This window comes from Parabacteroides sp. TM07-1AC (assembly GCF_003480915.1).
Taxonomy (GTDB): Bacteria; Bacteroidota; Bacteroidia; order Bacteroidales; family Tannerellaceae; genus Parabacteroides; species Parabacteroides chongii.
Genome location: NZ_QUKD01000001.1, coordinates 707,880 through 723,657, shown reverse-complemented (window position 1 = coordinate 723,657; position 15,778 = coordinate 707,880). Strand labels below are relative to the sequence as shown.

17 protein-coding genes are annotated in these 15,778 nt (G+C 44.2%); all 17 read left to right on the top strand.

From position 1 onward, the window contains the following. Window positions 1-9 precede the first annotated feature (9 nt). The 17 genes from DXD68_RS03140 (at window position 10) to DXD68_RS03060 (ending at window position 15,756) form a co-directional block, all read left to right on the top strand. Complete coding sequence (locus DXD68_RS03140; RefSeq protein WP_233576975.1) at window positions 10-471, top strand: DUF3990 domain-containing protein; 462 nt, start codon at window positions 10-12, stop codon at window positions 469-471. Beyond that, window positions 468-686, top strand: a complete 219-nt coding sequence (locus DXD68_RS03135) for a hypothetical protein (RefSeq protein WP_122360249.1) — start codon at window positions 468-470, stop codon at window positions 684-686. Before DXD68_RS03140 ends, DXD68_RS03135 begins: the two co-directional genes overlap by 4 nt. 233 nt (window positions 687-919) lie before the next feature. Then, on the top strand, window positions 920-1,699 hold the full coding sequence (locus DXD68_RS03130; protein ID WP_122360248.1) for a class I SAM-dependent methyltransferase: 780 nt from the start codon (window positions 920-922) through the stop codon (window positions 1,697-1,699). Further along, entirely contained in the window at window positions 1,696-2,751 is a 1,056-nt protein-coding gene (gene rsgA, locus DXD68_RS03125; protein WP_122360247.1) for a ribosome small subunit-dependent GTPase A, read from the top strand. Before DXD68_RS03130 ends, rsgA begins: the two co-directional genes overlap by 4 nt. A 269-nt stretch (window positions 2,752-3,020) precedes the next feature. Then, window positions 3,021-3,536: a GNAT family N-acetyltransferase gene (locus tag DXD68_RS03120; protein ID WP_122360246.1), complete on the top strand. Its 516-nt coding sequence runs from the start codon at window positions 3,021-3,023 to the stop codon at window positions 3,534-3,536. Window positions 3,537-3,662: 126 nt separating this feature from the next. Continuing rightward, window positions 3,663-3,983, top strand: a complete 321-nt coding sequence (locus DXD68_RS03115; RefSeq protein WP_122360245.1) for a DsrE/DsrF/TusD sulfur relay family protein — start codon at window positions 3,663-3,665, stop codon at window positions 3,981-3,983. Window positions 3,984-3,993: 10 nt separating this feature from the next. After that, window positions 3,994-4,563 (top strand): class I SAM-dependent methyltransferase, encoded by a 570-nt coding sequence (locus DXD68_RS03110; RefSeq protein ID WP_122360244.1) that lies wholly within the window; start codon window positions 3,994-3,996, stop codon window positions 4,561-4,563. A gap of 8 nt (window positions 4,564-4,571) precedes the next feature. Next, window positions 4,572-5,219: an ArsR/SmtB family transcription factor gene (locus tag DXD68_RS03105; RefSeq protein WP_122360243.1), complete on the top strand. Its 648-nt coding sequence runs from the start codon at window positions 4,572-4,574 to the stop codon at window positions 5,217-5,219. Window positions 5,220-5,270: 51 nt separating this feature from the next. Further along, window positions 5,271-5,603 (top strand): CGGC domain-containing protein, encoded by a 333-nt coding sequence (locus tag DXD68_RS03100; RefSeq protein WP_122360242.1) that lies wholly within the window; start codon window positions 5,271-5,273, stop codon window positions 5,601-5,603. Between the two features lie 639 nt (window positions 5,604-6,242). After that, window positions 6,243-7,160, top strand: a complete 918-nt coding sequence (locus DXD68_RS03095) for a tyrosine-type recombinase/integrase (protein WP_122360512.1) — start codon at window positions 6,243-6,245, stop codon at window positions 7,158-7,160. A 490-nt stretch (window positions 7,161-7,650) separates the two neighbouring features. Continuing rightward, on the top strand, window positions 7,651-9,072 hold the full coding sequence (locus DXD68_RS03090; protein ID WP_122360241.1) for a DUF3575 domain-containing protein: 1,422 nt from the start codon (window positions 7,651-7,653) through the stop codon (window positions 9,070-9,072). Window positions 9,073-9,121: 49 nt separating this feature from the next. Next, window positions 9,122-10,015 carry a DUF5119 domain-containing protein gene (locus DXD68_RS03085; RefSeq protein ID WP_122360240.1) on the top strand — a complete coding sequence of 298 codons (894 nt, stop codon included), beginning with the start codon at window positions 9,122-9,124 and terminating at the stop codon, window positions 10,013-10,015. A gap of 54 nt (window positions 10,016-10,069) precedes the next feature. Next, window positions 10,070-11,011, top strand: a complete 942-nt coding sequence (locus DXD68_RS03080) for a fimbrillin family protein (RefSeq protein WP_122360239.1) — start codon at window positions 10,070-10,072, stop codon at window positions 11,009-11,011. A gap of 121 nt (window positions 11,012-11,132) precedes the next feature. Then, a complete protein-coding gene (locus tag DXD68_RS03075; protein WP_122360511.1) occupies window positions 11,133-12,101 on the top strand; it encodes a fimbrillin family protein in 969 nt (322 codons plus the stop codon). Between the two features lie 49 nt (window positions 12,102-12,150). Further along, window positions 12,151-13,443 (top strand): fimbrillin family protein, encoded by a 1,293-nt coding sequence (locus DXD68_RS03070; RefSeq protein ID WP_122360510.1) that lies wholly within the window; start codon window positions 12,151-12,153, stop codon window positions 13,441-13,443. Window positions 13,444-13,471: 28 nt separating this feature from the next. After that, window positions 13,472-14,584, top strand: coding sequence for a fimbrillin family protein (locus DXD68_RS03065; RefSeq protein ID WP_122360238.1), 1,113 nt, complete (start codon window positions 13,472-13,474; stop codon window positions 14,582-14,584). A gap of 11 nt (window positions 14,585-14,595) precedes the next feature. Then, window positions 14,596-15,756 (top strand): BF2992 family fimbrillin-A clan protein, encoded by a 1,161-nt coding sequence (locus tag DXD68_RS03060; protein WP_122360237.1) that lies wholly within the window; start codon window positions 14,596-14,598, stop codon window positions 15,754-15,756. Window positions 15,757-15,778 lie beyond the last annotated feature (22 nt).

Genomic DNA, 15,778 nt, shown 5'->3' with positions numbered 1-15,778 from the left:
CACGGGAGTTTGGAAATAGTAGAGAAGCCACAAATACGACTGGCCAATCGTACGCTGGATTATGGTATGGGGTTTTATACCACAACTTCCGGAGAACAGGCAGAACTGTGGGTGAAGCGTAAAATCGGAGGAAAAAGTAATAAAGGTTTTATCAATATTTATGAGTTTGATTTATCCTCTGTGAAAAAGTTGAAAACATTACGTTTTACAGAGCCTACAGAAGAGTGGCTGGACTTTGTAATGGCTAATCGGACAGACAGGAATTTTCGTCATGACTATGATGTGGTATATGGGCCTGTTGCAAATGATCGTGTTTATGCCGCTTTTGCTTTATATGAGGGAGGTTTGCTTAATAAACAAGAATTAATTCAGGAATTAAAGACTTATCTGTTGGTGGATCAGTTGTTGTTTCATACGGAGAGTGCATTATCTTATTTAATTTTTTTAGAAGCGGAGGAGGTATTAAAATGAACAGAGAAATCACAGATAAAAACCTTTATTTGTTGTTACCTTCTAAGGTAAGCCTTTTAGCGCAGATGTATGTGAAAGAGCATGGAGGTTCAATAATAGAAGCTATACAAAAATTTTATCATTCCAACACTTACAAGGCCTTGGAAAAAGAAAGTTCTAAACTGTGGCATTATGGCGCAGTGGCTTTATATGAGGAATTTATGGATAAAAAATAAGCAAAGTGTGCTTCCCTGTAAAATATTATGTACCTTTGCCACATGTTAAACAACCTATTTAAATCGGATTTGGTGTAGTAAACAATCTGTATTCCTTGTACAGGTTGTCCTTTCGTTTATTCTCGGGTAATTCTGCTCGGGTGTAATTTCTATTGTATTAATTCAATTTTAATCAGTGTACAATGATGACGGCATTGTTATGCTTTCACGGGTATGCTATATACATAAAGAAAATGAGTAACGAAAATAAAACAATTCACGAATTCGATTTTAATTTAATCTGCGAATATTTTTTAAACACAGAACGTCAGGGACCCGGAAGTCCTGAAGTGACCCTTAAAGCATTGAGTTTTATAGACAACCTGACCGATCGGTCTCTTATTGCCGATTTGGGTTGCGGTACAGGCGGACAGACAATGACATTGGCACAGCATGCACCGGGACATATTACAGGTCTCGACTTTTTTCCGGGATTCATCGACCGGTTCAACGACAATGCCAGGAAACTGAATCTTCAGGATAGAGTGGAAGGAATTGTCGGTTCAATGGATAACCTTCCTTTTGGAGAAGGTGAATTAGACCTGATCTGGTCGGAAGGAGCTATTTATAATATCGGCTTTGAACGCGGACTGAACGAATGGCGTAAATATCTGAAAACAGGAGGATATATCGCTGTTTCCGAAAGCACATGGTTTACCGAAGAACGTCCGGCAGAGATCCATGATTTTTGGATGGAGGCTTATCCGGAAATAGATACCATTCCCAATCAGGTAGCGCTGATACAAAAGGCCGGATATCTTCCTGTCGCTTCTTTTATTTTGCCTGAGACTTGCTGGACAGAGCATTATTTTGCGCCTTTGGTTAAAGCACGGGAAAAGTTTCTAGCCAAATATCCGGGAAATAAAACAGCCGAAGAACTTGTCGCGATGTCACATCATGAAGAGGAATTATACCGTAAGTACAAAGGATTCTACGGCTATGTGTTTTATATCGCTAAAAAGATAACGCTATGATCTGTTTGGATATGTATGGTTGGAATGACAGGTTGAACCAACTGAAACAAGAATCGGCATATAATACGTTATCTCACGGACGGATAGCCGTCGTGCATCGCACCTGTTATGAGGTTATTTCCGAAGACGGATTATTCCAATGCGAGTTGACGGGAAATATGATGTATGGAAGAACTGACTTTGAACTGCCTTGTACAGGCGATTGGGTTCTGTTTCAACCTTTCGACGATAGTAAAGGGATTATCGTCGATATGCTGCCCCGTGAACGGACATTGTACCGTAAGAAAAGTGGGACAGTTGCCGAGAAACAGGCGATTGCATCGTATGTGGATAAGGCGTTTATTGTGCAGAGCCTCGATGATAATTTCAATATCCGCAGGGTCGAACGTTTCATGGTTCAGATACTGGAAGAAGGTATCGATCCTGTATTGATACTCAATAAATCTGATCTGCCTTTTGATAGACAGGTAGTAGAAGAGGCGATCAAACATCTTGCCAGCAGGATGCTGGTGTTTTTCACTAGTATCCATCATTCTGAGACAGTTTCTCGGTTACGGGAATCCATATCGGAAGGCGAAACGGTGGTGTTTGTCGGTTCGTCGGGTGTGGGAAAGAGTTCTCTTGTTAATGCACTTTGTGAAAGATCGGTGCTGCTGACATCGGATATAAGCCAGTCCACGGGGAAAGGAAGGCATACTTCCACCCGCCGGGAGATGGTCTTGATGGACGGTTCTGGTGTTTTAATAGACACTCCGGGGATCCGTGAATTTGGATTGGCTGTAGATAATCCCGATTCACTTGCTGAAATGCTGGAAATTTCCAGTTATGCAGAATCGTGTCGCTTCAAGGATTGTACACATACCAATGAACCTGGTTGTGCCGTGCTGGAAGCGGTCGACAAGGGCCTGTTGGATACAAAAGTGTATGAAAGCTATCTGAAACTAAAGCGGGAAGCCTGGTATTTTGCCGCTTCCGAACATGAGAAACGTAAAAGGGATAAATCTTTTACAAAGCTCGTGGAAGAAGTGAAGAAGCGCAAAGCTGATTCCTGATTTTTATTTATATGGTGCAGGTTTCTTCGGATTCCTGCACTGTATTGTATTATTTTTTAGACATACAAACTTTAGGGTAGAATGGTTTTTGTTTTGTCGGTAAAACGATAAATATGTATTTTTGTTTTGTGTATAAAATAAAAATGGACAATATTTGTATTGTTAGTAGAATAAATATAGGAAGATATAGAAATGTATGGAAAGAAATCTCTTTTGTTTGAGTGTAAAGGAATGGATGTCATCAAATAAAATACTATAACGAAAAATTCATGATAAATAAGAAAGAACTTGTATTAAAACCTCTGATGGATGAAGATATACCATATTTTGATAAATGGTTGGATAAGGAGTATATATCGAAATGGTTTGGTGATAAAGAGGATTGGCTGGATGAGATAAGGGAAAGAGATGGGAAATATGATTTCTTAAAGCACTTTATTGTTTGCCATGAGGATCGGAGGATTGGGTATTGTCTTTATACTGATTGCTTTTTCTTGAAAGATTTGGAAGAAGACGGGCATGATTTTAATGCACTGTATGGAGATGTAGTAGAGGAAAATCATACATTTGAAATTGGTTATCTGATCGGTGAGGAGGAATATTTGAATAAAGGTCTTGGCAAAAGGATTATTCAGATGTTGGAGGAAAAACTTATTGAAATCGGAGGCAAAGAAATTGCGGCAGATCCGGTGGAGGAAAATATCATTTCTATAAAGGCATTACTGAGAAATGGCTTTCAGAAGAAAAGCGATGGAGACTATAGAAAAGTTATAATAGATCGTTAAATCATTCAATTTTAGTTACTACTATTTTCAAATACATATTTTATGATGCAAAAAACTATTCAATTATTTTATTGAATAGTTGAGCATTATACATATATTTGTATCATAAATTAAAGTTTGTGTGTTATGAAATTAGGTATTATATTAGAAACTAAAGAATTAGAGAAATCCTGGAATGCTTTCCGGTTTGCAATAACAGCTAAAAAGAAAGGACATGAAGTGAAAATATTTCTTATGGGGGAGGCAGTGGAGTGTGAAGGATTGACGGGTGAAAAATTTAATGTGGACGAACAGTTAAAGAAGTTTATCGATATCGACGGTGAAATATTAGCTTGTGGCACTTGTCTTGAAAACAGAAAGAAAGGAAGTACAGATGCTTGTCCCATCTCAACAATGGTAGACTGTGTCGAAATGGTGGAATGGGCAGATAAAGTCGTAACATTCTAAACTGTCACCAATGAAAGTTCGTGATAGCGGTATGCCACATGTTGAGTTATGGAATCGTTTGTTCGATGTAGACAATATCTTATTTGAATTGGAGATAAATCAGCAGGTCAGTAAACTGGTGGAAATAGGCAGTGGATACGGAACGTTTACATTACCCGCTTCAAAAAAAATAGCAGGAATGATCTATGCCTTTGATGTTGATCGAGATATGATCTCATACCTCGATCAACATATTGAACTACAAGATATTAATAATGTTATTACAGAGTGTAGAGATGTTTTAGAATATACAACCGGGTTGGATGATAACTCAGTCGATTACATGATGCTTTTCAATATTCTTCATGATGAAAAACCTGAGAAATTTTTTGATGAGGCGTATAGAATCCTGAAGCCGGATGGAAAGGTAGGGGTTATTCATTGGCGCAGTGATATAGAGACACCAAGAGGTCCCAGTTTATCCATCAGGCCAAGACCAGAAGATGTGTTAGGGTATGTTGATAGCAATATGTTTAAGGTACATAAAGCTCCTCTCATTCTAAAACCATATCACTATGGCATGGTTTTTTCAAAAAAATAAATATTAGAATGAAAATAAGAGAGTTAAAGGATAACGTATATAATGAGCTGGGATCTGTAGCCAAGGCTATGGCTAATCCGAGGCGTATGGAAATATTAGATATTTTAGCACAAGGCTCTTTTCCTGTAGAATCGATTGCTGAGTATACCAATATGACGATAGCTAACGCCTCTCAGCATCTGCAGGTGATGAAAAACAGCAGACTTGTTCGCGATGAGCGCAAAGGGAATTTCATCTTTTACGGATTATACAGTAAAAAAGTTTATGAAGCCTGGGTTGCATTACGTGAATTAGGATGTGAAGTGAATACAGAAATTGAACGCACCATATCAGATTATAAGAAAGGTGATCCTACTTTAACCCCTACAACAGCTCAGCAATTGATGCAACGTATAGAAGCGGGTGAAGTAATACTTCTTGATGTCAGGTCCGAAGAAGAGTATAACCGGGGACATTTCCATAAAGCACTTTCTATTCCTTTGGACCAGCTTAAAGAAAGGATTAATGAGCTATCAAAAGATATTGAAATTGTGGCATATTGCCGGGGACCTTTATGTGTCATATCTGATGAGGCCGTTAGATTACTCGAAATGAATGGATATAAAGTCCGAAAACTTATCAAGGATATTCCGGATTGGATGAATGAACAAAAATGAATGGTAGAATATCCCGGTTGTTTGTCGGGAATGTTAATTAAATAATGATTTATGAAGGTTGGAATTATCAGATGTATGCAGACAGAGGATTACTGTCCGGGTGCAACAGACTTTAAGGTGATCAGAGAAAGAAAAGGGGCATTTGAAGGTATAACAGAAGATATAGAAATTGTCGGTTTCTGTAATTGTGGAGGATGCCCTGCGAAGAAATCTGTACTAAGGGCAAGAGAACTTGTGAAAAGAGGTGCCGACACTATTGTATTTGCTTCGTGTATTCAGAAAGGTACTCCATTAGGTTATCCATGCCCTTTTGCCAAGAAAATGAAAATGCTAATAGAGAATGATTTGCCTGAGGGTATTCGTTTTTTAGATTATACTCACTAGGCTTAAAGTTCATAATAAATACGAAACTGACGTTTTGACAAACTGTTAATTCATCTATCTTTTCTTTGCCATGTATAAAGGCAAAGGAGAGTTCAGAAATATTTATCCCCGTAATCCGGAGTTCAGTAATGACGGATTGAGGGGATTTTCTTTTTGGAAGAGATATTTAAGAAGAGAAAAATGCAATCATTGCAATGTTTTTAGAACAGGTGACAGAGATAAGATCAAACCTGCTGCAATCTGTCAAATGAAAACGAATCATTCAAAAGGAGTATCTGGCTTTATAAAAGCCCTATCAACTCGGTTTCAGAGTACAACCCCGAAGGAAATTCCCCGATATTTAGCAGTGTTAAATTTTTCATCACAATGATTACCCCCCTTCATTGTAATGAGTGTGCGGAGTCATTGTGATGACTTCGGGGGGAGATTGTGATGATGGGGGAGAATCATTGCAATGATTTCCGGAAGGAACGGGGATGAGGAGAGGGAAACGGGGCGGTGAGGTCGGTTTGTTCCTCTGGAACAAGGATTTGAGTGGGGAGTGCTGTTAGCTGGGGAGGTGAAAAACGAACAATTTGAAAGGGGGGAATGTTTATCTTTATCTTTTTGATCGATCAGAAAATGAATGGAGGAAGAGTTATGAAAAGAAAAGATTTTTGCGGGCTGATGGCGACGCAGGAACAGGATAAACGTAGGCGGGGAGATGAGAGTACCGCCGATCTGTATAGAGCTGTACGGAACCATTTCGAATGCTTTATCACAGATGAAGGGCCGACACATAAGGATGTGACGGCGGAACTTGTGCAGGACTTCCAGTTGTGGCTGCAGAGGAAAGGGCTGCGTGTCAATACGGTGAACAGCTACCTCAGTTGCCTTCGGGCGATGTATAACCGTGCTTTGCCGTTCGGTAGGGGACGGCAGGAGAGATCGCCTTTTGCCGGACTGCGGTTGAAACGGGAGGAGACACGTAAGCGGGCTGTGCCGGTGGAAGTGATAAAGAAGATCGCTTCGCTCGATTTGAAAAAGGAACCGGCCAAACAACTGGCGGCCGACCTGGCACTGTTCACTTTCCTTGCCTGCGGTATCCCTTTTGTGGATATCGTGCATCTGACGGGTGAGAACCTGGTGGAGAACGGTACGGTACTTGAATACCGCCGTCAGAAGACGGGGGTACTGATCCGGATGGAAGTGTCGGCGGAGATGCGGATGCTCATCGACCGCTACAGCAGTGCAGAGCGGCACTATCTTTTTCCGGTATTATCGGAAGATATGACCCACGAACAGTATAAAGCCTGTCTGGCAACGGAAAACCGGTACCTGAAAGATATCAGTGTGATGCTGAATTTGCCGGAAACATTGACGACCTATTCGTTCCGTCATGCCTGGGCTTCGGAGGCGTATCACCTGCATGTACCTATCGGCGTGATCAGTCAGGCATTGGGACATACGTCGGAAAGGACAACCCGTATCTATTTAAAGGAGTTTGACGTATCGGAAGTTGCCAAAGCAAATAGGCAGGTTTCTGAGACGATCGGCTGCTATTTGCGGGTGGGGTAAACCTTATTTATATAATAAGGGAGAACATCCTCTTTCTATCTTACAATCAGTGTCTTATAAATAAGAAAAATCCTGAATTGTAATGAAGTACGTGGCAAACGTAAGAAGAAAAAAATGAAAAAACAAGGAGTGTAGGGTGTTTTCTTAAAAAAAGCATATTTATTTTACTAAATTTCACAAGTTAACCTATTTTTTAGCCATAGAATATGATTTTCATTACAAGGTGGCATAAGACGGGCTGGGACTGCTATCGTTTTTTAATCTGTTAAGAGAAAACTGTTATTCCGACAGTACCGTTTCTTCCTCCAAAAAGACTCAAAAAGACATCAATCCTTCATTTTTCACCCTGAAAATTTCCTTAGCGGACACTTTCAGGGAGGGCTTTTTTTACCCTCTACCCTTATTATATAAATAAGGTGGACATTTACAGAGAGTTAGTGATAATCATGGTTACTGTTCAATATTGAACATACTGGTATTATATATTAATATGTATAGGATAAAAGGTCTACACCGGAAAATACAGGCAAGAGCAATCTTCCTGTTACTGCTCAACTTCCTTCTGGGGATAGGAGTGGATGCCCAGACTACGACCTATTACAAGGCTGAATCATTCCTATTCTCTTTCCGCCAGGATAATGACCTGTTCCTTGCTGATTACGGAGACAACGCTTATCAACTGGAACGGATGGGCGGTTTACTCGACGTGTCCCGTGACCAAATCCTAAAAGGTGATTGCCATTTGTTGATCGTCTCGCATGTGAATGCCTATGAATACGAAGATAAAGAGGTTGTGAACGAAGCCTCACTACGGGCCGGACGTATCCGTGCCTATCTGAAAACCCGTTTTGATATTCCCCATGATTGTGTCGCCTTTTACATTGACCGTAGCGGAAACTATCGCGATCAGGTACATGTCTATAAGATATATAAACCACTTCCGTGGTTTGCAAACATCTCGATTCATTATAGTGAAAGCCGTTACCCGGTAGCGGTAGAGGCTGCCATCGGTGAGTATGGTGCAGTCCCTTATGTAGACCTGTACCGTCGTGGCGAGACAGGAGGTTACGACCGTGAAGTGTACCGTATCGACGATCCTCTTTTCGACCGTACGGAACTGGAAGATTACCGTTTGGCTTCCGTAACGGATACGGTACGCCGTAGTAAACGGAAAGAAGAACAGGACATCGCTTTAGCAACTACCGTAACAACGAGGGAAACTGTGCGAAAGGTGACAAAACATAAAAAGATAATCGGAAAAACGGTTGTTCCCGAGAAAACCGGATTGCAAGCAGAGAAAAAAGTACAAACTTCGATGGAACCGAGTCCTGTATATCTGGCCGTAAAAACAAACCTTCTTCCCTGGTGCGGTGTAGTCCCATCGATCCGTTTAGGAACCGGTGAAACGAAAATAGAAACTGGTGCATTTATGCCGAACCTGGAAGTGGAGTGTTGTTTTGCCGGTAGTTGGTCGGTAGCCTTGTCGGCCATGTATTCCGACTTTGCCTATAAAGACAAGCTACGCGATAGCTGGTCTGTCTCTGAAATATCCCTTGAACCAAGATTCTGGCTATCCCCTTCGGGAAGGTTTACCGGTCTGCATACCGGCCTGTTTGCCGAGTACGGTGACTTCGATGTACGTGGCAGCGCGATCGATAGGTCTGAGGATATACTTTACGGCCGGACGGGTTGTTTCTGGTCGGCAGGCCTGTCAACGGGTTACCGTTTCTCCCTGGCCGGAGGTTTGGGGATGGGGCTGAGTGTACGTGCCGGTTACCGTTCGGTCTTCGACGGGAAGAAATACCGCTATGACGCGCCGGATGACCGAAATTATTTGGAAACCCGTTTTGCCTCGACGGGATTTATGTTGGGACTTCGGATCAGTTTGTCGTACCGTTTTCAAATCAGATAGGAAGATGGAAAGGAATAAAAGAAATAAGAAATATCGTATAATACAACTGATGAGTTGGATAATATATGCCGTATGGACCGTGGCGGTCTTGTCTTGCTCATACCGTATGACGGACGAGGATTGGGAGAAGAACGGAAAAGTACGTTTACTGCTTCGTAAACAAAACAGTGGTTGCCCGGATAATATGACATGGTATTTTTATCTGGAAGGTTCTGACAGTCCGCTTATCCGTACGGGTGACGTTTCGGGGTACGAAGGTACGCTGCCTTCAGGCTGTTACCGGGTGGCGGTTTGCAACAGGGGCTGTATGGGTGTCACGCTTGAAATGGAGAAGGGTTATGAGGAAGCCTGCGGAAGGGCTCAGCGGCTTTCTTCCCTGAAATCTTCATCGGTGCAGATAGCCTGCCCTGGTAACCTGTATGGGGCAGGTTTAGACCTGATCGAAGTGGGTGGAAGAGAAGTCGTGGCAAAGGAATTGTCTGCGGTGAATCTTGTCCGTACATTGGAAATGAATATAAAAGTCATAGGAGGGGATAAGGGTGATGTCGTTCCTGCGGTCTTGTCGGGAAGGTTGACCGGTGTTTCGTCACGGGTTCATATACCTTCCGGCAGGCCGCTATTCGATATGCGGGCCTTTATGACGTTCGAGCCGGAAGAGACCGGACCTGGCATTTATACTTCTACCTTAAACCTGTTCGGATTGTCCCCGGGTAAGGAAAGCGGTGAAGCGGTCGACCTGACCCTAACGATGACACTGGCAGACGGAAAGGAAATTACTTCATCCACGGATATCACCGAGGAGGTGAAAGAGGCATTTACCGTCGGAGTTACGACACATGTGATACTGGACCTAGTTGTCCGCTATGATGAAATGTCCGGTTTGACGATCACACTGAAAGAGTGGAAACCGGGTAGCAGCGGTTCGGGTGTGGTGACTCCCTGAAACGAAATGAAGACGATAGTAATAGCAGTAATAACGATAAAACACTGGTATAATATGGAAAGAGGAAAATTATTGATCATGAGTCTGTTGGCAACAGCTTTCTTAAACAGTTGCACCAACACGGAAGAGCCGGTGACGGATGAAGCGATAGAGGTGAATGCCGGAATAACGGAGTCTACCCGTGCGGTGATCGGCAGTGGTTATATGGCTGATCTGGAAGTATCGTTTGCCCGTTTGGATAACCCCGGTACAACGGGTGCTGCGTGGGCCTCTATCGATGCAGTCCGTACAGGTGGTGTGGGTAATACGGCGCTGACTTTTGAGCCGGAACAAACCTATCTGGCGGAAGAAGGCGAGTCTGTCCTAATGGGCTATTATCCCCGCAAGGAACTGAGCGGAACCACTAACCCTGCCAGCGTCACTTACACTATAGCGGGCGACGAGGATATCATGGCGACAGATGTGCAGACCGGTTCGCTGGTCGATAAGTTCGAGACTTTTACTTTTAGCCACCTACTAACCCAGTTGCAGTTCAAATGTGTGGGTTCAGCTGGTGCGATCGGCAAATGGACGGCGGTCGCTTCCATTAAAGTAAAAAATGTAGCCATGGGATTGAAGCTATCGCTGGATAAAACAAGCGGAGCCAAATTGACAGTCACGGGTACGGCCGACCAAACGCTAACAGTAAAAAACTGTCCGTCTACGGTCTCTGCTTTGGATGCTGAAACCCCGCCGACCGGTTATCTGATGCTTTACCCGACGACCAATATGGGAACAGAAGAGTTGCCAATCAGTTTGGAAGTGAAAGGAACGTATGACGGGAATGCGAAAACCTTGAACGTTGCAGTCTCGAATATCAGTGAAGGGGTGAAAGCTGGCTATTCGCATCTGATCACGCTCACCTTTACGGAGGACGGTAAAATAGCGGTAGAATCCGGCATTGCCCCGTGGCAGCCGGGTAGTGGTGGCAGTTCAGTGATCGTTCCGGGAAATTAACAAAGTCAATAATGGTACACAGATAACGCAAATCAGACAGATGACCGCTGATTTAAATATATGATCTGTGTAAATCCGTCAAGATATGGGTCATCTGCGTGCCATAATGAATATTAACAAAATGAATAAACTCATAGTAATAACAACCTTTGTCTGCCTTAGGGGCCTTACCGCCTGTTCGGACAGCAATCCTACACCGCCTCCGGTCCCGGAAACGGCGATTTGCCTGGAAGGTGCGATCGGAGCGTCGACGCGCGGGATAATCGGCTCGGGCTATGAACAGGAGCTGAAGGTTAGCTTTGCCCGTCAGGATGAATCGGCGGTTTCAACGGATACATACAGTGGGTGGGCTGTACACGAGGCTGTGCGTCAGGGTGGAAGGGGGAACCGCCCGATTGTATTTGCCGAGTCGCAGTCGTACCCGGAGGATGGCCGTCATATCCGCCTGCACGGTTATTATCCGGCGGAGGGTGAGCCGACAGCCGATGCAGGAACGGGCAAAGTAACTTTTCGCATAGACGGAACGACGGATATCATGGCAACGGGAATCCTCGAGGGAAATGGTTTTGTTCCGGTGACGACCTGTACGTTCCGTCATTTGCTGACTCAGGTCCGCCTGGTCTGTTACAGTGACCGAGCCGATGCATGGGGAACGATACAAACGATCGAGGCGGCAGATGTACATACCCGTCAGGAACTGGATTTGTCAGCGGAAACGCCCCGTCTGGCGGATATATCTGTGGCGGAAGATATAAAGAACCTCCCGGTACAGGATATTGCCGGTCTGCTAATCCCGCAGGTCGTCTCCGACGGATCGTCCCCCGAGGCACAAGGCTATCTCCTTCTTCCGGTATTTTCGGTGGACGGGACGGCGGCTCATCCGCTCCATCTTCGGATTACGACGACGAAAGACGGCAATGGCAACCTGAAAGAAACCATCTCGGATGTTTTCATCCGGATAGAGGGCGGTTTTCAGATCGGCAAAAGCCATATCGTCTCGCTCCTTTTCACCGGAGCAGGTAACATACAAGCCATGCATGTCAGTGTGGAGGCGTGGACGGAACAAGAACAAGGAGAGATGCCGATATGATAAAATATGAATGAATAAACAGGAAATAAAACTTTTAAAACGAATGAAAATGAAAACGATTATGACAAATTGGGCCATGCTGATAGCCCTTGTGACAGCGTTTAGCTGTACGGAAACAGAGACAGGAATAGATCCGGAACCGGGTGACGGCCAGGTGGCACTGGGTATCAACCCGAACCTGAAAGTGGAAGCCGGAACGAAAGCAGCAACCAAATCGGTTGTAAGCGGCAGTGCGATTACCTATACAGATTATAATAATGCTCCGGGATTGGGCGTAGTGGTGACTAACAATACGGTGAATGGCTGGTACTCTCCCGATGCATCGAGTTCAGGCTATACCGGCCATCATGTATGGTATATGGGAGACGCAAAAGGTGAGAACTGGATTTCGATTACCGAGAAAGGTCTTAGTTATGAACCCAAGAATGAAAAACCTTATTATCTGAAAGAAATGATAGGCAAGGTATATGCTTATTATCCGTATGATGAAAATGCCCTGAGTAGCCTGTCAGGCATAAGCAGTGAATCCGATCTTAAAATCCCGGTCACAGTTATTACCAGCGGAGAGATGGATGCTTCGGCAAATAATGCGAATAAAATCTGGAATGCCACTTCATGGTCAGCCAATAAAAACAAGGGGATGAGCCTGTCTTTGACAACCGAAAAAGACTACCTGTATTTTGATGGGACGGAGGGTGGTCGGAATGTAAACAACGGACGTGCCAAAGGACAGATACCTTTCGATCCGGAGAGTGGTTCGAATAATACCGATGAAAATAACCCTGGTTACCTGATCAACCTGGCCATGAAGCATGCTATGGCGATGGTATCTTTCCGTGTGTATGACGGTGGCAACCTGAGTGATAATGATGTGAATTTTACGAAGTTTGAAATCAAGAACCATCAGAATAGCTCCAATCTTTTTAAAACCGGAACCGGCAAGATGGCGTTGGCAGATGGTGCAATAAGCGATAATTCAACTACCGGAGCACTTAGCCGTACAATTACGAATTACGTCCTGATGAGGCAGATCAAGGAGGGAGAGCAAAGCGACAAAGCATTTATCGAGGATAAGACTACTACCGGACAGGCCGTATCTAAAAAAGTCAGTGCAATCGTCTATCCGATAGCTGGTTTTGGTGATAATGAAATCGATGTAGTGATAACCCTCCAGGAAAGTACTAATACGCCAGTCGAATATACGGTCACTCTGCCGGCTCATGAATGGACGGCGGGCTCTAACTGCATCTATACGTTCTCTGCCGGCCGTAATAAGTTGACAGTGATGGATGTAACTGTGGAAGACTGGGTGGAAGACGAACAACCGGATATTTCATTGTAATACATTAATAATAAAAAAGACAAATCCCATGAAACCATTCTTATACCGATTAGTGACTGTGTTTTTGTTACTGTGTGCTGCGTGTACAGAGGCAGAGATCGTTTTGCCGGGGTCTGGTGGCGACGAGCCGGAAGAGGGTGTTCCTTTTCGAGTGAAGAATCTGGGCATGTGGATGGAGGTAGAGTCGAGAAGTGTCGTGACGGGCGGCCCCGGGGAAACGAATAGGAACCCGAACCCGCTGACCGGGATAGGCATTTGCGTGACGAAACAGAATAGTAGTGGTACGGAGATTTTATACAACAATGCTGTCGGTAGCCAGCAGTTCGTATACAATCCGGCAGGGAGTCCTCCTCTCTGGGAACTGGCAGAAGGAGAGGAAACGCTTCTTTTGTATTCGGAGAAAGGGACAGTTTATGGCTATGCTCCGGCAGAAAAGAGTGTTTCGCTCGCAGGCATTCCGAAAGCTCTTTTAATGAATGGTATAAAGGTGTTGGACGAGCAGAAGTTCTACTTTTCTGACGGTAGCGCAACGGTAAATGCAGCAACGGATGTGCAATGGGAAACCGACCAGGAGGATTACCTCTATTGCACGGCTGCGGATCAGGTAGACCGCTGGCATCCGGAGGTTTCTTTGACGATGAATCATGCATTGGCAAAAGTGAGTTTCCGTGTACTGGAAGTTAATGCAGGTTCTTCTTTTGCCGGTTGCCGGGTGGCTAAAATCGTATTGAAAAGTAAAGGAGGATTCAAAAAGTCTGTTGTTGCCCAATTGAATCTGGCAACGGGTGAAACAACGGGAGCAATAATGCCTGTCGATCAGTTGCAATTTACGGCCGGAGGTGATAAGCGTGTGGTAGGAACCGGAACAGAAGAAACGTCGGAAGTTCCGGTACAGGCTTTTGGTCTGGTTATTCCTGTCAGCGATGTAGGTATCTCCCTGGAGCTGACACTCGATGACGGTCGTACGTTTTATATGGTTCCGGGAGCCGACAGTGACGTTCCTGGAACATTTACCGCCAGTTGGGAAAAAGGATACAACTACATCTATAATATCCGTATGTCGCCGCAAGGGATCGAGATAGCAGATGTGAAAGTGGCCGGTTGGAACGATGGCGGTTCAGTGGATATTCCTGTCGAATAATAAATGAGAAAATGAAACGGATGTTGACACGATTATTTTTGCTAGAACTCTTGTTGACCGGACTGCTTACAGGATGTGCCTGCGGTATGGTAGAAGATATTGTACCGGAGGAAGCCCGGTTGGTAGAGGTCGGATTCGTTAAACCCGACCTGGGGATACCCGCTGTGCTGACGCGTGCAGAAGACACAGAAGTGCCGGCTCCGACTCCGTTGCCGGAAGGTTCAACTGTACGGATTGTTGCTTATTACAGGAGTAGCATAGGGGTAGAGGCTTCTCCCGTTCCGTTTTCTACGACGACTCCCACCGTTGAAGCTACCTATAAGGTCATGGCCGACGGTTCGTTGGCACTTTGTTCGGTAGACGATACGGGAAAACCGGTCGATGGCAAAGCCGAAGGCATGGTTGTCAGGGGAGGAGTGTATGATTTTTATGCTGTTTCTCCGGCAAGGAAACTGGCAAAAAGTATTGATGGAACGTATAAGATAACAGATATTCCTCATAAAGAGGATGTAATGACATCTTTTGTCCGTGGCGTAACTATATCGGCAAGTTCGCGTCTGGTAACTTTGGCGACTTTCAGTCGTAAATGTGCATTAGTAGTATTCAATGTAGCTCCGTCCAAAGAGAATGTGATCCCTTTCACCCGACTGTATGCAACCGGGTTGACCATAAGTAAAATATCCTCGTCCGGTGCAGCTCTTATAGTAGGTGAAGATACCGGTATTCCATGCACCGGTGGCGAAGCCGAAGATAAAACAGAAGTGGTATTTGCTTCGGAAGAATTTGAACCCGTGGAGTCTGATGCCGATAATCTGGGTTTGAACAAGACAAAAGGAATACTTCTTCCTAAAAATACGGAACCTTTTGATGTGGAGATCGAAGTACAAAGGGATGATAAAACGGCGACGTTGAAAGCAACGATCGATAAAAATATATCTTTCGATGAAGGTAAACGATATGTTTTCACCCTGGAGGTGAAGAACAACGAAAGCTCCCTGCTCATGACAGTACTGGATTGGAAGGAGACAATCTTCTTTACAGATGCGAATGTAGGAGCTCCGGACGAACCCTATCCCGACCCGGATATCAATGAAGGAATAGGAACTTCGTTTGTTGTGGCAAGCTGGAAAGAAATTGTATGGACTGATGGGGAAGTTGGCGGTGGTCAATAATTGTGGATATAAAATGACAATA